This window comes from uncultured Brachybacterium sp., assembly GCF_947500705.1.
GTDB lineage: Bacteria > Actinomycetota > Actinomycetes > Actinomycetales > Dermabacteraceae > Brachybacterium.
The window spans coordinates 289090-308732 of record NZ_CANMSY010000003.1; the positions used below are offsets into that span (position 1 = coordinate 289090).

At 71.0% G+C, this 19643-nt stretch carries 17 protein-coding genes; 4 read left to right on the plus strand and 13 right to left on the minus strand.

What is annotated here, in order from left to right; translation table 11 throughout:
* Positions 1-156: 156 nt before the first annotated feature.
* The 6 genes from Q0937_RS07385 to Q0937_RS07410 form a co-directional block, all read right to left on the minus strand.
* On the minus strand, positions 157-1068 hold the full coding sequence (locus Q0937_RS07385) for an amidohydrolase (protein ID WP_299301723.1): 912 nt from the start codon (positions 1066-1068) through the stop codon (positions 157-159).
* Complete coding sequence (locus Q0937_RS07390) at positions 1065-2087, minus strand: aldo/keto reductase (protein WP_299301726.1); 1023 nt, start codon at positions 2085-2087, stop codon at positions 1065-1067. The genes Q0937_RS07385 and Q0937_RS07390 overlap by 4 nt, the downstream gene beginning before the upstream one ends.
* The gene (locus Q0937_RS07395; protein WP_299301728.1) at positions 2084-2422 is read right to left on the minus strand and encodes an L-rhamnose mutarotase; all 339 of its coding nucleotides are present in this window, start codon (positions 2420-2422) and stop codon (positions 2084-2086) included. The genes Q0937_RS07390 and Q0937_RS07395 overlap by 4 nt, the downstream gene beginning before the upstream one ends.
* 64 nt (positions 2423-2486) lie before the next feature.
* Complete coding sequence (locus Q0937_RS07400) at positions 2487-3821, minus strand: enolase C-terminal domain-like protein (RefSeq protein ID WP_299301731.1); 1335 nt, start codon at positions 3819-3821, stop codon at positions 2487-2489.
* 261 nt (positions 3822-4082) lie between these two features.
* Positions 4083-5801 carry an IlvD/Edd family dehydratase gene (locus Q0937_RS07405; protein ID WP_299301734.1) on the minus strand — a complete coding sequence of 573 codons (1719 nt, stop codon included), beginning with the start codon at positions 5799-5801 and terminating at the stop codon, positions 4083-4085.
* Between the two features lie 142 nt (positions 5802-5943).
* A complete protein-coding gene (locus Q0937_RS07410; RefSeq protein ID WP_299301737.1) occupies positions 5944-6519 on the minus strand; it encodes an NAD-binding protein in 576 nt (191 codons plus the stop codon).
* A gap of 137 nt (positions 6520-6656) precedes the next feature.
* Here Q0937_RS07410 and Q0937_RS07415 point away from each other — a divergent pair, with 137 nt between their 5' ends.
* Positions 6657-7445, plus strand: a complete 789-nt coding sequence (locus tag Q0937_RS07415; protein ID WP_299301740.1) for an SDR family NAD(P)-dependent oxidoreductase — start codon at positions 6657-6659, stop codon at positions 7443-7445.
* Positions 7446-7530: 85 nt separating this feature from the next.
* Here the strand turns inward: Q0937_RS07415 and Q0937_RS07420 are convergent, their stop codons facing one another.
* Positions 7531-8499 carry a C-terminal binding protein gene (locus tag Q0937_RS07420; protein ID WP_299301743.1) on the minus strand — a complete coding sequence of 323 codons (969 nt, stop codon included), beginning with the start codon at positions 8497-8499 and terminating at the stop codon, positions 7531-7533.
* A 598-nt stretch (positions 8500-9097) separates the two neighbouring features.
* Between Q0937_RS07420 and Q0937_RS07425 the strand changes: the two genes are divergently transcribed.
* A complete protein-coding gene (locus Q0937_RS07425; RefSeq protein WP_299301746.1) occupies positions 9098-10579 on the plus strand; it encodes an Nramp family divalent metal transporter in 1482 nt (493 codons plus the stop codon).
* 41 nt (positions 10580-10620) lie between these two features.
* Positions 10621-11055, plus strand: coding sequence for a hypothetical protein (locus tag Q0937_RS07430; RefSeq protein ID WP_299301749.1), 435 nt, complete (start codon positions 10621-10623; stop codon positions 11053-11055).
* Between the two features lie 435 nt (positions 11056-11490).
* Here the strand turns inward: Q0937_RS07430 and Q0937_RS07435 are convergent, their stop codons facing one another.
* The 3 genes from Q0937_RS07435 to Q0937_RS07445 all read right to left on the minus strand — a co-directional run bounded on the left by Q0937_RS07435 (position 11491) and on the right by Q0937_RS07445 (position 14717).
* Entirely contained in the window at positions 11491-12342 is an 852-nt protein-coding gene (locus tag Q0937_RS07435) for a fumarylacetoacetate hydrolase family protein (RefSeq protein WP_299301752.1), read from the minus strand.
* A gap of 147 nt (positions 12343-12489) precedes the next feature.
* Entirely contained in the window at positions 12490-13674 is a 1185-nt protein-coding gene (rhmD, locus tag Q0937_RS07440; protein WP_299301755.1) for an L-rhamnonate dehydratase, read from the minus strand.
* Positions 13671-14717 carry a zinc-binding dehydrogenase gene (locus Q0937_RS07445; RefSeq protein ID WP_299301758.1) on the minus strand — a complete coding sequence of 349 codons (1047 nt, stop codon included), beginning with the start codon at positions 14715-14717 and terminating at the stop codon, positions 13671-13673. The genes rhmD and Q0937_RS07445 overlap by 4 nt, the downstream gene beginning before the upstream one ends.
* 377 nt (positions 14718-15094) lie before the next feature.
* On the opposite strand from Q0937_RS07445, the gene Q0937_RS07450 reads away from it, so the two are divergent.
* Positions 15095-15856, plus strand: coding sequence for an SDR family NAD(P)-dependent oxidoreductase (locus Q0937_RS07450; RefSeq protein ID WP_299301761.1), 762 nt, complete (start codon positions 15095-15097; stop codon positions 15854-15856).
* A gap of 212 nt (positions 15857-16068) precedes the next feature.
* On the opposite strand, the gene Q0937_RS07455 is transcribed toward Q0937_RS07450, so the two are convergent.
* The 3 genes from Q0937_RS07455 to Q0937_RS07465 are packed head-to-tail and all read right to left on the minus strand — an operon-like array spanning position 16069 to position 19329.
* Positions 16069-17619, minus strand: a complete 1551-nt coding sequence (locus Q0937_RS07455) for a tripartite tricarboxylate transporter permease (RefSeq protein WP_299301763.1) — start codon at positions 17617-17619, stop codon at positions 16069-16071.
* Position 17620: 1 nt separating this feature from the next.
* Positions 17621-18274: a tripartite tricarboxylate transporter TctB family protein gene (locus Q0937_RS07460; RefSeq protein ID WP_299301766.1), complete on the minus strand. Its 654-nt coding sequence runs from the start codon at positions 18272-18274 to the stop codon at positions 17621-17623.
* Positions 18271-19329 carry a tripartite tricarboxylate transporter substrate binding protein gene (locus Q0937_RS07465; protein WP_299301768.1) on the minus strand — a complete coding sequence of 353 codons (1059 nt, stop codon included), beginning with the start codon at positions 19327-19329 and terminating at the stop codon, positions 18271-18273. Before Q0937_RS07465 ends, Q0937_RS07460 begins: the two co-directional genes overlap by 4 nt.
* Positions 19330-19643: the final 314 nt, after the last annotated feature.

The following is a 19643-nucleotide window of genomic DNA, read 5'->3' on the forward strand; positions in this document are numbered from 1 at the left end:
GACGCGAGGATTGGCAGGATCTGAGCCGTTTTCGGCGCGGATCTGGTTCGGAATCGCGCAATCTTGATACCCCCCAGCCGACGGTGCGGTGGGACGCGCAGCACGTGGCAGCGCGCCGCGGATGCTGCGCGCACCGCGGGCATCTGGCGGGCGCGATCAGACGGACGGCGCCTCATCGAGGCGGCGGTAGACCCGCGCAGCAGTCCCGTGCGTGACGGCACGGACGTCGGCCTCCGACCAGCTGCGCACGTGCTCGAGCACGCGGGCGAAACCGCTGCCGAGGTCCAGCGGACGGGGCGCGATCGGCCAGTCCGAGCCGACCATCAGCCGCTCAGCACCGAACAGCGACAGCGCGAGATCTGTCGCGGCGGCGAAGTCACCGTTCCCGCTGGTGGCGAGCCCGGAGATCTTCGCGACGACGTTCAGGCTGGCGGCGATCTCCACCAGCTGCGCCTGCCAGCGCTCCATCGCCGGAGCGTCACCGAGCGGGGGCTTGCCCAGGTGGTCGAGCACCACGGTGAGCCCGGGATGACGCTGCGCGACGCGGACCACCTGCGCCATGTGACGCTCGAATGCGTCGGGAACATCGAGCGGGAGGCCGGCCGCGGCCAGCAGCTCGAGCGACTGCGCGACCTCGGGGAGGTCCAGGAACCCCGGATCGGGCTCGTCATGGACCAGGTGGCGCAGCCCGACGAGGTGGTCGGTGCGGCGCGGATCGGCGAGCGCCTCTCGCACCGCAGCAGGATCCCGCAGCGGCAGCCAGCCGACGACGTCTGCACGAGTGATGCCCTCCCCGATCTGCCCGGTCTCCGCTGCATGTGCCTCGATCGCGCGGGCGGTGCGTTGGAGGTGGGCGGTGTCCTCGGGGGTGTCGTCGGCCTGGACCAGGACCACCCGAGTGACGCCGAGCTCGCGCAGCCCGGGGCGCACCTGGCCGATCTCGACCGTGTGGCGCAGCTCGGGGGCGGCGCCGGCGAGCCAGACGTAGGGGCTCGCGGCGAGGTCCCACAGGTGCAGATGGGTGTCGGTGACCGGGAGCGCGGGGGCTGCCGGGAGGGCGGTGCTCATCGTGGCTCCGCCGTCCGCTCCACGTCCTCCCAGGCCGCGGCCGGGATGTCGGTGCTCATCCGCTGGGCGTTGGAGCGCACCTGGGCGGCGGTGCGCATCCCCAGCACCACCGAGCGCACGGCCGGGTGGCGCAGCGGGTACTGCACGGCGAGGTCCGGGAGGGTGACGCCATGATGCTCGGCGATGCTCGCGAGCTCACGGGCGCGGGTGAGCAGCGGCGCGGGCGCCTGGGCGTACTCGTAGGTGGCGTTCTCGGGGACCTGGTGCTGGGCGAGCAGACCGGAGTTGAACACGGAGACCGCCACGATCCCCACGCCATGCTTCACGCATGCGGCCAGGAGCTCTTCGGCGCCGACCTGCTCGAGCAGGGTGTACCGGCCCGAGAGCATTACCAGGTCGATCAGTCCGGTGCGGACGGCGCGCAGCAGCACCGCCACGTCCTTGGAGCCGACGCCCACGGCGCGCACCAGTCCCTCCTCCCGCATCCTGGCCAGGGCCGGCAGTCCTTCCGCGAAGGCCGGCTCCGTCGGCCCCTCCTCCGGGTCGTGGGCGAACAGGATGTCGACCCGGTCCATCCCGAGCCGCTCGAGGGACTCGGCATGCGAGCGCCGCACCCCGGCCTCGGAGAAGTCCCACTGCCGCACGTGCTCATCCGGCACCGCGAAAGCGCTGTCCATGTCGTCACCGGTGCCGGGTCCGGGCAGCAGCAGGCGCCCCACCTTGGTGGAGACCAGGTACTCCTCGCGCGGGTAGCCGGCCAGTCGCTGCCCGAGGCGCCGCTCGCTGGTGCCGACGCCGTAGTGGGGTGCGGTGTCGAAGTACCGGATCCCGGTATCCCAGGCGGCGGCGACCGCGCCGTCGGCCTCTTCGTCGGAGGTGACGCGAAAGAGGTTGCCGAGCTGCGCGGCACCGAAGCCGAGCCGCGGCAGCTGTAGCGGTGGGATGCTCGGCTCTGGACGGTCAGACGACGGGCGCGGACGTTCTGACGACGCGCTCAGCGACGCCGGGTCGTCGCTCATGCGCTCCCCACCCCGGGGGCCTGCGACGGCAGGGACCAGACGGGACGGATCCCGGAGTCCTCGCCGCCGTAGTCGTCAGCCACCTCGAGGAACTGGTTGATGTGCTCCTGCCAGCGGAGATTCACCGGATCCTCGGCAAGCTGCCGGCGCATCGCCGAGTAGTCCTCGACCTCGACCAGGTGGAAGATGTCGCGGCCGTCGCGCCAGATCCGCCAGGCGTGCACCCCGGCCGAGCGCAGGGCGGCGTCGAGCTCGTCGGAGGTGCGGGCGTGCTCGCGGTCGTAGTCCGCCTCATGCCCTTCGGCGATGCGGGTGTGCAGAGCGATGTGTTCCATGGCGGTCGGGCCTCTCGATACGCGACGGTCTGGGCGGGGGCTGGAGTGAGGGGCTGGGCTGAGGTCAGCGCAGGGCAGGAGCGGGAGCTGAGTCTGGCGCGGCCTGCTCCCCCGCCCAGACGGGACCGTCCGGGAAGAGGTGGTCGGCGACGGACACCGCATGCATGCGGGACCCGCCGCCGGGCTGTTCGGGCGGCATGTACGCGCCGCGCTCGATCCGCACCGGCACCTCGAAGTGCTCGTGGAGGTGGTCCACGAACTCGATCCGTCGGCGCTCGTCGTCCCCCGCGACCGCGACCGCGTCGAAGAAGGAGATGTGCTGGACCATCTCGCACAGCCCCACCCCGCCCGCGTGGGGGCAGACGGGGACGTCGAACTTGGCGGCGAGCAGCAGGATCGCGAGGTTCTCGTTGATCCCGGCGACCCGGGTGGCATCGGCCTGGAGCACGTCGATCGCCCCGGCCTGCAGGAGCTGCTTGAACAGGACTCGGTTCGCCCCCTGCTCACCGGTGGCGACCCGCACCGGCTCGACGGCCTCGCGGATCGCGGCGTGGGCGAGGACGTCATCGGGGTAGGTGGGCTCCTCGATCCAGTACGGGTCATGGGGAGCCAGGGCCCGGACCGCCTCGATAGCCTCCGCGGTGCCCCAGCGCTGGTTCGCGTCCATCGCGATCGGGAAGCCGGGGCCCATCACCTCGCGGGCGATCCGCATCCGGCGCTCGTCGTCGGCGGCGTCGGCGCCCACCTTGAGCTTGACCATCTCGAAGCCCTGGTCGCGGGCCTCGTGCAGCAGGCGGGTGAGCTTCTCGTCGCTGTATCCGAGCCAGCCCGGGGTGGTGGTGTAGGCGGGCACGCCCCGCTCGCGCAGCGCGTCGATCCGCGCCGCCTTGCCCTCGGCACCGCGGCGCAGGATCTCGAGCGCCTCCTCGCGGGTGAGGGCGTCCTCGAGGTAGCGCAGGTCCACCAGGTCCAACAGCTCCTCGGGGCTCATCGAGGCGAGGGTGAGCCACAGGGGACGATTCTCACGCCGCGCGCGCAGGTCCCACAGGGCGTTGACCACGGCGCCGATGGCCATGGTCATCACGCCCTTCTCCGGACCCAGCCAGCGCAGCTGCGAGTCGTAGGTGAGCTGGCGGTGCATCCCGCCGAGATCGGCGAGGATCTCCTCGACGTCGCGGCCGACGAGGTGCGGGGCCAGGGCTGCGATCGCTGCGCTCTGCACGTCGTTGCCGCGGCCGATGGTGAACACCAGCGAGGTGCCCTCGTCGGGCGCGTCGGTGCGCAGCGTGAGGTAGGCCGCGGAGTAGTCCGGGTCCGGGTTCATCGCGTCCGAACCGTCGAGGCTGCGGCTGGTGGGGAAGCGGACGTCCTGGACGTCCACGAAGGTGAAGGTGCTCATGCGGGAGAGCCTCTCTTAGCTCGGACCCGACGCTGCCGCTCGACGCGGCATGGAGCGAGGTGCGCCCCCGAAGAAACATCGGACCTTTGGTGTCGAGGCTTATCATGCGCGTGCATATGAGGTCACGTCAAGCACGGTCTACGCGATTCTCTCTGCCGAAGACCTGATGAATCATCGGAGAAGCGGCGGCCGACGGCACACCGCGCGCAGCCCCGGGGCGCTGCCGAGCACGTCCCGGCAGCGGCCCCTCCTCCTCAGGGCTCAGTGGGACTCGCGGTGCACCTCCGCGCCGCTCGCCCCGACCAGGAAGTCGAGATCCGCTCCCGTGCTCGCCGGGGTGACGTGGTCGACGTAGATCTTCTGCCAGCCCCGCTCCGGGGCGGCGAAGGCCGCGGTCGTCGCCTCGTCCGGGGTGCGGAGCGCGAACTCCGCCGGGTCGACCTCGACGTCCAGGCGCCGGTTCTCGAGGTCCAGGACGATCACGTCCCCGGTCCGGACCAGGGCGAGCGGCCCGCCGTCGGCCGCCTCGGGCGTCACGTGGAGCACGACGGTCCCGTAGGCCGTACCGCTCATGCGCCCGTCGCAGATGCGCACCATGTCCCGCACCCCCTGCTCGAGGAGCTTGCGGGGCAGGGGCATGTTCGCGACCTCCGGCATGCCCGGATAGCCCTTCGGTCCGCAGCCGCGCAGGACGAGGACGGAGTTCTCGTCGACGTCGAGATCCGGCGCGTCGATCCGGTCGCGGAAGTCCTCGATCGAGTCGAAGACCAGCGCCCGGCCGCGGTGCTGCAGCAGGGCGGGCGTGGCCGCCGCGGGCTTCACGATCGCTCCGCCGGGGGCGAGGTTCCCGCGCAGCACGGCGATGCCGGCCTTCTCCTGCACCGGGATGTCGCGCGTGAAGATGACGTCGCGGTCCCAGACCCTCGCCTCGTCGAGGTGCTCGACCAGCGGCCGGCCCGAGACGGTGATCGGCGTCGGGTCCAGCAGGTCCTGCACCTCCCGCATCGCGGCCAGGAACCCGCCGGCCCGGAAGAGATCGTCCATGAGGTGCCGGCCCGAGGGCTGGAGGTTCACCAGCAGGGGGACGTCCGCCCCGATCCGGTCGAAGTCGTCGACCGAGACGTCGAGCCCCAGCCGGCCGGCGATCGCCAGCAGATGGACCACGGCGTTCGTGGACCCCCCGATCGCGGCGAGGGCGACGACGGCGTTGCGGAAGGCCGCCTCGGTGATGATCTTCTGCGGCGTGAGCTGCTCCGTGACCATCTCGACGATCCGCCGACCGCTCGCATGGGCCCCCTCGAGGAGGCGGGAGTCCGGGGCGGGGGTCCCGGCCAGGCCGGGGAGAACCATGCCGAGCGCCTCGGCGATCAGTCCCATGGTCGAGGCCGTGCCCATTGTGTTGCAGTGCCCCTTGGAGCGGATCATGGAGGATTCCGAGCTGAGGAACTCCTTGGCGGAGAGGTCCCCGCCGCGGACGTCCTCGCTGAGCTTCCACACGTCCGTCCCGCAGCCCAGCGGCGCGCCGCGGAACGAGCCGGAGACCATGGGACCGCCCGGCACGACGATCGCGGGCAGGCCGACGGAGGCCGCGGCCATCAGCAGCGCCGGGACGGTTTTGTCGCAGCCGCCGAGGAGCACCACGGCGTCGATCGGATTGGCGCGGAACATCTCCTCCATCTGCATCGCGGCGAGGTTCCGCCAGAGCATGGCGGTCGGCCGCACCAGGGTCTCCCCCAGGCCCATCACCGGCAGCTCGAGCGGGATGCCGCCGGCCTCGTAGATCCCGTTCGAGACGGAGCGGGCGATCTCCCCCAGGTGCATGTTGCAGGGCACCAGGTCGCTGGCGGTGTTCGCGATGGCGATGTGGGGGCGGTCGCCCTCGAACGCGGAGGCGGGCAGGCCCCGTCGCATCCAGGCTCGATGGATGTAGGCGTTCCGTCCGGTGCCGACGTACCAGTCCGCGCTGCGCAGGTCCGACATGACCCTCCTCGTCGAGAGCTCGACCGCGAGCCGCAGCTCGTCGATGAGCGGTTCCCGGCGCACGGGTGCCCGGCGCCACAGAACGCATCCTATAGGATCGATCGGACGTCGTGGGAGCGGTCCGCCGTGGTGGGAGCGGACCTCAGTCGTCGAGGAAGAACTCCTGGACGGCGGCGTGGTCGTCCTGTCCCCGTCGCGCTCGACCAGCTCGGAGAACATCTCGCGCAGCAGTGGGGACAGCCTGGGCGAGCACCTCGCTCGACGCCGGCCCGCCGGAGAGCACCTGGACCAGCTGCCCGGGATCGATGCCGCCGGCGCGGGCCAGGCCGAGCGCCTCGCCGAGGGAGGACAGGGTCTCGGCGACCCCGGTCTGGTTGCAGAGCTTGGCGAGCGCGCCGGCCCCGAGCGGTCCCAGATGGGTGAGGGTCCCGCCGATCACCTCGAGCACCGGGCGCGCGGCGGCCACGTCGTCCTGGGCCCGCCCACCATCATGCTCAGCGTCGGCGACCGTGTCGGCGAGCCTCGCGCCGTCGGCGGCGAGCGACTCCGCGCGGGAGCGGGTGCGGTTCCAGACCGTCGTCGGCCTGCCGGAGGCGAGCAGGGTGCGGGCGATCGACATCCCCATCGGGCCCGGTCCCAGCACGGAGACGGACCCGACGGGACCGGGCCGCGTCGGCGTACGGTGGGATCCGGCGGCAGCGGGCTCGTGCGATGTCATGGAGGTCCCTCCCGGGCTCCTCGGCACTCTTCGGCGACGCAGGGACGCACGGTCCGTGGTGTCGCCCGGGGGTCGACCCGCGACCCCAGCCTCCCGCATCCCGCGATGCCTCCTCTCTCTGCGAAGGACTCCCGCCCATGGCTCTCACCCCGTACCCCGCCGGCGACTTCCCCCCGACGCCGACCGCGATCGTCACCGGCGCCGCCTCGGAGCGGGGGATCGGCCGGGCCACCGCGAACCGTCTCGCACGCGACGGCTGGGCCGTGGCGGTGGTGGACCTGGACGAGGCCGCCTCCCAGGAGGTCGCCGCGCAGCTCGCCCGCGAGCACGGGGTGCCCGCCCTGGGTCTGGGCGTGGACATCGCCGACGAGCAGGCGGTGGTCGCAGCCGTGCGCCGGATCGACGAGGAGCTGCCGCAGCTGGTGGGCGTGGTGAACAATGCCGGCATCTCCTCCCCGACCCCGTTCACCGAGGTCGGCACCGAGGAGTGGAAGCGCGTGTTCGACGTCAACGTGCACGGCACGTTCTTCGTCACCCGGGAGGCGGTGAAGATCTTCCGCCGTCGCAGCCTGGGCCGCATCGTCAACGTCTCCTCCGCCTCCGCCGAGCGCGGCGGCGGTGTGTACGGCCGCGCCGCCTACTCCGGTTCGAAGGCCGCGCTGCTCGGGATGGCGAAGACCTGGGCCCGCGAGCTCGGCGAGTACGGCATCACCGCGAACTCCGTGGCCCCGGGCTCGATCGACACCGACATCATGGGCGGGCGCCTGAGCGACGAGCGCAAGGAGTTCCTGCTACAGGAGCTGCCCGTGGGCCGAGTGGGCACGGTCGAGGACGTCGCCGGCGGCATCGCATACCTGCTCGGTCGCGACGGCGGCTACCTCACCGGGGTCACCCTCGACATCAACGGGGGCTCGCACATCCACTGACGGCCCGCGGGCCTGCCCCGCTCACGGGTTCAGGGTGCTGTGGGGAGGGTGGGGGCCTCCCCGGCGCGGGAACGGGCGTCGAGCCTCAGTCGCGCTCGAGCACCTCGGGGTTGAGGATGTCGCGCGGCCGCTCACCACGGATCACCGCAGCCACCGCCTCGGTGACCCGGCGCTTGAGCTCCGAGTAGGACTCCTCGCTGTACCAGGAGGCATGCGGCGTCAGCACTGCGTTCGGGCAGGCCATCAGGGGGCTGTCGAGCGGCAGCGGCTCCTGCTCGAACACGTCGAGACCGGCGCCCTTGAGCCGGCCGTCCTGCAGCGCCGCGGCGACCGCGTCGGTGTCGACCACCCCGCCGCGGCAGGTGTTGACCAGCATCGCGCCCTGCTTCATGCGCGAGAGGGAGGCCTCGTCGATGAGGTGGTGCGTCGAGGGCAGCAGCGGGACATGCAGGCTGATCACGTCGCAGGTGGCGAGGAGGGTCTCGAAGTCGACCACCTCGATGTCGTCGGCCGTGCGCGAGCCGATCTCGAGCTGCGGGTCGCTGCCGATCACGGTGAAGCCCAGCGCGCGGGCCTTGACCGCGGTGGCCGCCCCGATCCGACCCAAGCCCACGACGCCGAGGCGCAGCGAGGAGACCCGGTGCAGCGGCTTGACGGGCACCAGGCCGTAGTCGCCGGCGCGCACCAGGCGGTCCAGCTGCGCGGTACCGCGCACCACCGACATCGTCAGCGCAATGGCGTGGTCGCTGACGTCCTCCACGCCGTAATCCGGGACGTTGCACACCGCGATCCCGCGGGCGGTGGCGGCCTCGACGTCGAGGGTGTCCACCCCGACGCCGTAGCGCCCGATCGCCCGCAGGTCCGGCAGGGCGTCCAGGACGGCGGCGGTGATCGGCGCGTACTGGACCAGGATCCCGTCGGCCCCTCGCGCCGCCTCGACGGCCTGTTCTTCGTCGTCGGCGTGCGCGCGGGTGAGCGCGATGCCGAGCCGGGAGGTGACCTCCTCCTCCTCGTCGAAGCTCTCGTTGTCGCAGTCCACGATCGCGATCCTCATCGGTGTCCTCTCGTTGTCGGGGTGCTGCACCGGACAGAGCATTCAGGGACCTCCGGGCGGCGATGCCCGGGAGGCGGCGGAGACTCTCGGGATCAGGCGCACCGGGGGTGGCCGTCGCGGCCGGGCCACCGCCGGCGGTGGCGCACGGCGATCTGGGAGGGCCGATCGGTCCGGTGACTCGCATCGTACGCATCCTATTGGATTTCGGCTAGATGTTTCGTGATCCGTCAGCACACCGCGGGATCCGTCCCGACTCCTGACAGGGAGGTTCACCAGCGCTTTCGGGCGGCCCCGACGGGGGCATGACCTTCCCCGGCGCAGGGAGGGAGCGGTCGGCCCCGCAGAACCTCCACCCGGAGGGATCAACGATCCTGTAGGAATTACTTGACGTTCTCGTGGGCGCATGCTTAGTGTTCACCATCGTGCATGACGTGGGTCGCCCGCGACGACTTGAGCACGGGATCGACCAATGATGGCGATGCCGACCGCTGGCTCATCGCGTCCGGCCTCAGCCCCCATAGCCCCGTCCCACCACCGGCGATCACCTCGACCGCCGTCGCTCGGCACCCACGCTCGGCCCAAGGGAGGACCAGCTGACATGACCACATCACAGCCTGACAAGCTCGAGATCGGAGAGCTCCGCTTCCCCGAACCGGATCCACGACTGAAGAAATGGAGCTTCGGGAACCTGCTGGCCTTCACCGGCCCCGGCATGATCCTCGCCTCCGTGACCATCGGCAACGGCGAGGTGTTCTCCGCCTCGCGCGGCGGCGCCGTCTTCGGGGTCACGATCCTGTGGACCTTCGTGCTCTGCGCGATCATGAAGGCCGCGATCGTCTACTCCGGCGCCCGGTACATCACCCTCACCGGTGAGCACCCGTTCCAGCGCTGGGCACAGATCATCCCCGGCCCCCGCAACTGGCTCGCCCTCTCCCTCGGCGTCCTGGCCGTCATCTGCTTCCCGTCCTGGGCGGTCGCCTTCCTCCAGGGCCTGGGCCAGTGGTCCAACTGGACCTTCGGCACCGACGTCGACCCGCGGCTGTGGGGCGTGGCCTGGGGACTCGTCGCCTTCGCCACGGTGTTCCTGGGCAGCTTCAAGATCGTCGAGAACTTCCAGACGGCCGTCGTCGGTCTGATGATCCTGTTCGCGTTCGTGGCGCTGTTCGTGTCGAACCCGCCATGGGTCGATGCCTTCGCCGGGCTGATCCCGAACATCCCCAGCAGCTACCCCGACTGGGTGCAGGCCGACTTCCCCGAGGTCGCCTCCCGCCCGATCCCGCTCGAGATCATCGCCTACCTGGGCGCCCTCGGCGGCGGCACGTACGACTACATCGGCTACGTGGGCACCCTGCGTGCCAAGAAATGGGGCATGCTCGGCGTCCCGAACCACGCCGAGCTCGAGGAGAAGCTCGGCCGCCTCGACACCCACCAGGCCCAGATCCCGCTGGCCACGGACGAGGAGAACGTCTCCAACGGTCACGCCTGGCTGCGCGCCGCGAAGCTCGACGTGCTCGCGTCCTTCGTCTCGGTCGCCATCCTCGCGATCACCTTCGTCATCCTCGGCGACGTGATCCTCGGGACCGCCGGGGTCCAGGACGTGCCCAACAACGACAACATCCTCACCAACCAGGCGCAGTTCTTCGCGGTGATCTCGCCGGTGCTGGTGTACTTCTACCAGCTGGCGATCTGGGCGGCGTTCTTCGGCTCCCTCCAGGCCCTCTCGGTGATCTACCCCTACACGGTGCGTGAGGCCTTCGCCCCGTCGTTCCGGTCGCTGCACAACCCGTCGAACTGGAAGAAGCTCCGCATCTGGGTGAACGTCTACACCTTCGGCGGCGCCGTCTTCCTCCTGTTCACCGGGGTCAGCTACACCACGGTGATCTCCTTCGCCGGCGTGCTCGGCGGCGTCCTCTCGCTCGGCATCTGGGGCTTCGCCCAGCTGTGGACCGAGCACAAGGTGCTGCCGGCTCCGTTCCGGATGCACAAGTGGCTCCAGATCGTAGTGCTGCTCAGCTCGATCTTCCTCACCGTCGCGGGGCTGCTCGCCCTGGTCCAGTTCTTCATGGACTTCTTCGGATGAGCATGATGACCACCCCGAGCAGCGTGAGAGGATCAGGTGCCATGCGCATCCCCGTGACCCTCATCGCGATCGCCTCGTGCCTCGTGCTCTCGGCGCTCTTCGCGAGTCGGGAGAACTGGCTCGGGATGGTCCTCGTCCTGCTCGGCGCGGTCGCCTACTCCGTCCGGCTGGTGATGGTCACCCGCGCCGAGCGGAAGTCGCAGGCCGAGGCCGCCCGCGGTCCTGTCGCCCGCACGTCCGCGGAGCAGGAGCAGCTGAAGTCGGAGCTGCGGGGGATGCGCGCCGCCTACGAGCGCAATCGTCGAGGGCTGCTGCTCCTCGCGGTGGTCGTCGGGGGTCTCGCCGTGGTCGCCTGGAGCTGGAACCCGGCCTTCGCCCTCGCGCTGGTGCTCTTCGCGATCCCGCCGCTGCTGCTGTCCTGGAAGAACTCCAGGGCCGTGCGACGGATCGACGAGGGTCTCACGAAGGCTCGCTGACCCGGGCCCGCTCCCGCCCAGCACCTGACGGCGCCGGCTCCCCGCACAGGGGAGCCGGCGCCGTCCGCCGTCCGGACCCGGTCGGGCCCGGTCCCCGGTCGCCACGGCCGCCGGCGAGGGCAGGTCTGGTCCGGTACTGGACCAGGAGCGATGGCTCTGCACATTTCGCCCCAGCCATCGCCCACACGCCAGTACCTGACCGAGCCCGCTGTGCGGAGGCGGGATTCTGAGTGCCGCAGGCGCCTGAACGTCTCCGTGGCCCGGAATCTGCCGGGGAGCGCGCCGCCGGGGACGACGAAGGGCCCTCGGGAGCTCCGTGGAGTTCCGAGGGCCCTGTTCACGCGCAGCCGACCGTGGACGGTCGATCGCGCGGCACTCGCCTGTGCGCGACCGGTCGTGGGCGGCCTCGTGCACCGCCCCTGCGCGGCCTGCCGGTCAGCGGCGCTGGACGAAGACCTGGCGCTGCTCCCCGAGCCCTTCGATCCCGAGCTCCACCACGTCGCCGTCGCCGAGGTAGGGGAACCGGCCCGAGAGGGCCACGCCCTGCGGGGTGCCGGTGTTGATGAGGTCACCGGGCGAGAGCACCATGTACTGGGAGAGGTGGTGCACGAGCTGGGCGACCGAGAAGATCATGTCCGCCGTGGTGGAGTCCTGGCGCGACTCCCCGTTCACCTGCGACCACAGGCGCAGCGCCTGCGGGTCGACGTCGGCGGCGGGGACCAGCGCCGGGCCCACGGGGTTGAAGTTCTCAGCGCACTTCCCCTTGGACCACTGGCCACCGGACTCGGCGAGCTGGAAGTCGCGCTCGGAGACGTCATGGCTGGTGACGTAGCCGGCGATGACGTCCAGCGCCTCCTGCTCGTCCTTGAGGTACGAGGCGCGCCGACCGATCACCACGCCGAGCTCGACCTCCCAGTCGACCTTGGTGGCGTGCGGCGGGATCGGGACCTCGTCGTGCGGGCCCACGACGGTGTTGGGGTGCTTGAAGAACACGATGGGCGTGGTGGGCGGCTCGGCGCCGGACTCCGCGGCGTGCTCGGCGTAGTTCTGGCCGATGCAGATCACGGCCTCGGGGCGCGCGATCGGGGCGCCGACGCGCTCTCCCTCCGCGCCCTCCCACACCGGGAGCTCTCCCGCCGCGAGCGCCGCGGCGGCCTTCTCGATGCCGCCGTCGGCGAGGAACGCCCCGGTGAGGTCCTCGGTGAGGGAGTCGAGGCGGTAGGTGACGCCGTCGCTGACGAGCGCGGGCTTCTCCTGGCCGAGGGGGCCGAGTCGTCGCAGTTCCATGGTTCTCCTTCGAAGTGGTGGTGACGTGGACGGGACGGCGGTCGCCGCCCAGGTCCGGTGGGGTCCACTGTGCCAGGCGGGGCGGACACGCCGCCGACCCGCCCGAGCCCTGATACATCCGATGTCTGGGCGGGCGGGCGCTGCGCGTCAGTGGGTGTGGGGACGGTGGACCGGGATCTCGGGGTTGAACTCGACGCCGAACCCCGGGGTCTCCGGGACCCGGATCCGCCCGTTCTCCGGAACCGGCTCCCCCAGCAGCATCGGCGAGAACATCGGGACGATCTCCTCAGCGGTGGGGTGCATCATGAGGAACTCGCTGAACGGGTTGTTCGTGCGGGTGATGACGAAGTGGTACGAGTACACCGAGGAGCCGTGCGGGACCACCATCGCCCCGTGGGCGTCGGCGAGCGCGGAGATCTTCAGCAGCTCGGTGATGCCTCCGCACCAGCCGACGTCGGGCTGGATGATGTCGGCGCAGCCCATCTCGAGCAGCTGGCGGAAGCCCCAGCGGGTGGCCTCGTGCTCGCCGGTCGTGATGAGCATGCCCTTCGGCGCGTTCCTCCGCAGCTGCTGGTACCCCCAGTAGTCGTCGGGGATGAGCGCCTCCTCGAGCCAGCGCAGCCCGTGCTCGTGCGCGCGGTGGGCGAGACGCGTGGCGTAGTCGAGGTCCAGCGACATCCAGCAGTCGTACATGAGCCAGAAGTCGTCGCCCACCTTCTCTCGCATGTCGGCGAGCAGGGCGAGGTTCTTCTCCATCCCCTCCTCGCCCTCGGCGGGACCGTGGTGCAGCGGCATCTTCCCGCCGATGAAGCCGAGCTGCTTCGCGACGTCGGGGCGCGCCCCGGTCGCGTACATCGTCAGCTCGTCCCGGACGGGACCGCCGAGGAGGGCGTACACGGGCTCCTGGCGCAGGCGCCCCAGCAGGTCGTACAGGGCGAGGTCGACGGCGCTGATCGTGTTCAGCACGATGCCGCGCCGGCCGTAGAACAGGGTGGAGCGGTACATCTGGTCCCAGATCCGCTCGATGTCGGTGACCTTCGCGCCCTCGAGGAAGCGCGCCAGGTGCTTCTCGACGATCCAGGCGCCGATCTCACCGCCGGTGGAGACCGCGAAGCCCACGGTCCCGTCGTCGGCCTCGATCTCGACCATCAGCGTTCCCAGCACGTTGATCCCGAACGACTGCCGGGAGTCGGCGTAGCCCGGGTACCCGGACATGGGGGTCGCGATGTGGTCGTCGATCCAGTGATCGGCGCCCTGGTCGTGGTAGTCGGCGCCGCCGCCGGTGACGGTGAAGGCGCGGACATGGGCGATCGTCCGCTGACGGGCGCTCATGCGGGGACCTCCTCCTCGTCGAAGCTGACCAGGATCTTGCCGGCGGGGCCGCGGCCGGTGGCCAGCGCGGTGAAGGCCTCCTGCGCCCCGGCGGGGCCGACGACCCTGCTGACCAGGGTGGCCGCCTGCTCGACATGCCCGCCGATCCAGGCGGTGGCGTCGGCGAAGTCCTGCGCGGAGTAGGTGAAGGAGCCGATCACGGTGCGCTCCTCGGTGCTGATCGCGAAGGCGGGCAGCTCGAGGCGGGGCGAGCCCATCCCGACCAGCACCACGCGCCCCCCGAGCCGGGTCGCGGCGAGCGCGTCCGCCATGGTCGGCGAGAGGCCGACGGCGTCGATCGCGAGGTCCGCCGGTCCGCCGAGCGCCTCGAGGACCTGCTCCGCGAGCGGCCCCTCGGAGGGGTCGAGCACGGTGACGCCGAGGGCGGCGACGAGCTCCCGGCGCTGGGGATCCGGTTCGGACAGCGCGATCTCGGACAGGCCGAGCCGCTGCAGGGCGAGCACGAGGCTCTGCCCGATCGGGCCGCCGCCCACGACCAGCGCCCGCTCCTCCGGAAGGGGATGGGCGAGGCCGGCGGCGTGGACGGCGACCGCGAGCGGCTCGATGAGAGCGCCCAGGTGGAGCGGCATGGCCGGGTCCAGCAGCAGCACGTTGCGCGCCGGGACCACGACGTAGTCGGCGAAGGAGGCCTGGAGGTGCTGGGCGACCCCGATCACCTGCTTGCCCGGGGCGTGGTGCTCGCGGCCGCGGTACTCCTCGACCAGCGCATCGGGCACGACGACGGGGTTGAAGGTGGCCGGCGCCCCGAGGGGCAGCGTGGCGGGGTCGACGCCCTCTCCGAGCCCGGCGATGGTGCCGGAGGATTCGTGCCCCATGATCTGCCCTGGGACCCGGCGGCCGTTCTCGCCGGTGAAGCCGTGGAAGTCGGAGCCGCAGATGCCGGTGGCGCTGATCCGCAGCAGCACCTCGCCGGGGCCGGGGTCGGGGCGCTCGACCTCGACGAGGTCGAGCTGGTGGAAGTCGGTGAGGACGAGTGCTCGCACGAGGGCTCCTGCGCGGTCGGGGTGGGTCCCGACGGGGCGAGGGCGGCGATGCGCCTGCCCGGTGACGGGACGTCGGATGATCGAGACATCGGATGTCCGAGGGTGCGTCGTTGTCACGACACGGACGTCGGGCTCGTGCGGACGACGCTATCAGCGTCCTGCCCGCTCCCGCCGTCCGCCGTGATCCGCGTTCCGAGAAGCCCGTATCCGAATCCCGGAACTTCACGGGAAGGCGCTGTGACCTGGCGTTATCGGCGCTGGCGTGAGGTCCGGGAGCGACGTCGCACCCTTCGGATCGGCAGCGCCGGTCGGCCCGGCCGGACCCCACACATTTCCCATATCCTGTACGGAAGACGACTCGACGAGGAGAAGACCCTATGACTGCACCTGCTGATTCCGAATTCGCTGGCCTCAAGGCCCTGGTCACCGGAGGCGGTGCCGGCATCGGCGCCGCCACGATCCGTGCCCTCCAGGCACGCGGGGCGAGGACCGCCGCCCTGGACCTCGATCCCTCGGGCGCTCCCGACGGCGCCGTGCAGATCCAAGTCGACGTCACCGACTCCGCCGCGGTGAAGGCCGCGGTGGACCGCGCCGCCGAGGAGCTCGGCGGGATCGACATCGTCATCAACAACGCCGGCATCGGCGCACAGGGCGAGGTCGACGCCAACGACGACGCCGAGTGGGCGCGGGTCCTGGACGTCAACGTCGTCTCGGTCGCGCGCGTGACCACCGCCGCGCTCCCCCACCTGCGTCGTTCCGAGGCCGCCGCCGTGGTCAACACCGCCTCGATCGCGTCCATGCTGGGGCTGCCGGATCGCGTCCTCTACTCCGCCTCGAAGGGTGCCGTGCAGTCGATGACCCTCGCGATGGCGGCGGACTGGGTCGCCGAGGGGATCCGGGTGAACGCGGTGGTCCCGGGCACCGCGAACACCCCGTGGATCGGGCGCCTGCTCGAGAAGGCCGACGACCCCGACGCCGAGCGCGCCGCGCTGAACGCCCGCCAGCCGCACGGCCGCCTGGTGGAGCCCGAGGAGGTCGCCGAGGCGCACTGCTACCTCGCCTCCCCGCGCAACCGCTCCACGACCGGGGTGCTGCTGCCGATCGACGGCGGGATGACGAGCCTGCGCACGCGCAGCTGACCCGCGGGCTCCGCCCCGCGCACAGGACGACGCACGACGCACGAGAACACGGCGCCCCCGTCGGAGAGGATCCTCCGGCGGGGGCGCCGTGCTGTGCCGTTCTCATCGCGTCGAGTGCGCCGCGCCGTTCCGTTCCCCCGATCCCGTGCCCTGGTGGGCGTCATCGGGGGAATGGGTGGGCATGTCGTGCCGCGCGGGCACCGTCGCCCCGGTCAGTGACCGGTGCCGACGTCCACCGAGTCCTGTGCGGACCGGAGGGCCGTGGCACGCTCTGCACGCCGCCCGAGCCAGCTCATGAGCGGCGACGCCGCGATCGCGAGGAACACCAGGACGATGAGGACCGCGCTGATCGGACGGGTGAAGAACTGGGTCAGGTCCCAGTTCGTCTTGATCACGGACTGCATGAAGTTGGCCTCGACGATCGGGCCGAGCACGATGCCCAGCACCACCGGTGCCAGTGGGATGCCGCCCTTCTCGAAGAGGTAGCCGAGCAGGCCGAACACGACCATCAGCCCCACCTCGAGGTAGCCGTTGTTGATGGCGAACGCCCCGCAGATCGAGATCGCCACGATCAGCCCCATCAGCACGGTGCGGGGGATCCGCAGCACGAACCCGGAGGCCCGGATCAGGAGGAACCCGAGAGGCAGCAGCATCAGGTTCGCGATGATGAAGAGGAGATAGATCGAGTACAGCGTGTCTGTCTGGTAGAGGAACAGGTCGGGACCGGGGGTGATGCCCTTGACCAGCAGCACGCCGACCAGGATCGCGGTGATGGTGTCGCCGGGGATGCCGAAGGCCAGGGTCGGCACGTACGCCGAGGCGACGCCCGCATTGTTGGCGCTCGAGGCCCCCGCGATCGCCTCGAGCCGCTTGTCGTCGGCCGTGTCCCCGGGCCTCTTCCGGCTGGTCGAGCGGGTGAAGGCGTAGGAGATCCACGCGGCGATGTCGGCGCCGGCGCCGGGCAGTGCACCGACCACGCCGCCGATCGTGGAGCCCGAGGCGACTCGTCCCTTGTGCCGGAAGATCGCCGCGAGCGTGGAGCGCATCGCGCCCTGCCCTTCGATCTTCGGGATCGGCAGGGACTCGCCCTTGCGGGAGGTGACCGCGCGCAGCACCTCGGACAGACCGAACAGGCCGATCATGGCCGCGATGAAGTCGACTCCGCGGTAGAGCTCCTCGTTGCCGAAGGTGAACCTGGGGTGGCCGAGCGTCACGTCGAGGCCGACAGTCGAGACCAGCAGCCCGGTCATGAGCGCGATGGCCCCCTTGAGCTGGGCCCCCTTCGAGACGATGACCGCCGCCGTCAGACCCAGCACGGCCACCCAGAAGTACTCGAAGCTGGTGAACCGCAGAGCGAACTCGCCGAGGATCGGGGAGACGAAGATCAGCACCACGGAGCCGAACAGCCCGCCGAGCACGGAGGAGACCAGCGAGACCCCGAGCCCGAGGGCTCCCTTGCCGTTGCGGGTCAGGGCGTAGGCGTCCTCGGTGTAGGCGGCCGAGGACGGAGTCCCGGGGATGCGCAGCAGGGCGCTGGGGATGTCGCCGGCGAAGATCGCCATCGCGGACATGGTGATGATCGCGGCGATGGCCGGTACCGGGTCCAGGAAGAAGGTGAACGGTACCAGCAGAGCGGCGGCAAGGGTCGCCGTCATGCCCGGCAGCGAGCCGATGACCAGGCCGAACAGTCCGGCAAGGACCACGACGAGCATCGTCATCGGGTCGGCGATGAGCTCCAGGGCGCCGGAGAAGTTTTCGATCATGTCAGAACCCCTGGATGATGCCGTCGGGCAGCTGGACCATCAGTCCCAGCTCGAACATGGCCCACAGGCCGAATGAGGTGAGCACGCCGGTGGCGAGCGCGACCCACCATTTCGCTCGGAGGGAGAAGACGATGGCGAACACGACGATCGCCATCGTGAGCGGGAAGCCGAGCGGTTCCGCGGCCAGCACGAAGAAGACGATGCTGCCCAGCAGCACGGCACCGTTGAGCCAGCGCCGCGGCCCGTCGGACCCGATGTCGGTGTCGAGCACCGACGCCGTCGCCGGGGCGTCCTCGCTCTCCTCCGAGGGCACGGCGGCCGCGTCGGCGGGGGCGGCCGCCTCCGAGGAGGTGGCCGCCGCGTCGGCCGGTGCGGCGGTGGGTCCGACGGGCGCACCGATCGCGGCCAGCCGCGCCGCGTGGCTCCGCTCACGACGGGCACCGAGCACGCTGGTGAGGATCAGCAGCCCGCCGAACAGGATGAGCAGTCCTCCGATCATCATCGGGAACAGCCCCGGTCCGGGGATGCCCTCCCGGATGAACGGCATCGACGCGCCGTACGGGATCACCCCGGCGCCGGCGGCGATGCTGAGGACGCCGATGAGGACGCTCCCCCGCACCGGGCCGGTCGTCGGGGCGGTCTCGGGCGAGGTCACTTCGCGAGCCCCGCTTCCTCCATGACCGCACCCTTGGCCTCGTCGTCCTCTGCCATCAGGGTCTGGAAGTCCTCGGCCCCGCGGTACTTCACGCCGAGGCCGGACTTCGACATGAAGTCGTTGAACTCCTCGGACTCGGCGATCAGGCCGAGGTGGCACTCGAGCTCCTCGACGATCGTCGCGTCCATGTCCTTGGGTCCGGCGATGCCGCGCCACACCGACATGGAGTAGTCCGATCCGGTCTGCGACTCGAGGGTCGGGACGTCGGGGAAGTTCGGGTCGGGCTCGGTGCCCATCACGGCGAGGGCCTTGGCCCGGTCCGACTCGAGCATGGTGGTGGACTCCCCCAGCGAGTTCGTGGTCATGTCGATGCCGCCGGCGACCATCTCCTGGAGCGCGGGGGCCGCCCCCTCGGAGGGTACGAAGTTCACGGAGTCCAGGGGGAGATCGTTATCGATCAGCATGCCCAGCAGCGCCAGGTGCCAGATGCCGCCCTGGCCGGTGCCGGAGGACGTCACCTCCCCCGGGTTCTCCTCGATGTAGGTGAGGAGGTCCTCGGCGGTCTCCCACTCGGCGTCGGCGGCGACGGTGATCCCGGCGGGATCCTCGTTCATCTGCGAGATGGCGGTGAGGTCCTCCCCGCTGATGTCGGTCAGGCCCTGGTGATGCATCATCCCGATCTCGACGGTGACCAGACCGACCGTCTGGCCGTCGGGCTCCGCGTCGACGATCGCCTGATGACCGACGACGCCCGAGCCGCCGGTGCGGTTGACGACGTTGATGTTGGTGCCGAGCTGGCCGGAGAGCTGGTCGCCGATGAGGCGGGCGACGCCGTCGGTGCCGCCGCCGGCGGCCCAGGGGACGATGAGCTCGACGGGGCCGCTCGGGTAGTCGGCGTTGATGTCGTTGCAGGCCTGGACGGCATCGCCGTCTGCTCCGTCGGCACCACCGCCGCCCGCGCCGCCGGAGCAGCCGGCGGCGACGAGCGCGAGGGCTGCGGCGCCGGCGAGGCCGGAGAGCAGGCTGCGGGTACGGGGGCGAGGGGTGTGCGTCATGGTGGACTCCACTTCGTCGTGCGGGTCGGGGACGTGCTCGTCGGGAAGGGTCTCCGGGGGGCGGTCCGCGCTCCGATGCGCGGCGATCCGGGTTCCGGGCCGCCGATCCGGCAGACTCCTCACCGGTGAGGTGCACCGAAAGCTACCAACGGGCTCCGGGCCGCGCACGCCTCCTGCGATCCGCGATCCTGGAATCCTATATCCGATATTGGTAAGATGCGTCACAACAGGGTGATGGCCAGCGCCGATGCCGTCGGGGCGATCAGCCCCGACACCTGATCGTGACCCGGCCCCCGGGCGCTGTGCCGTCCGGA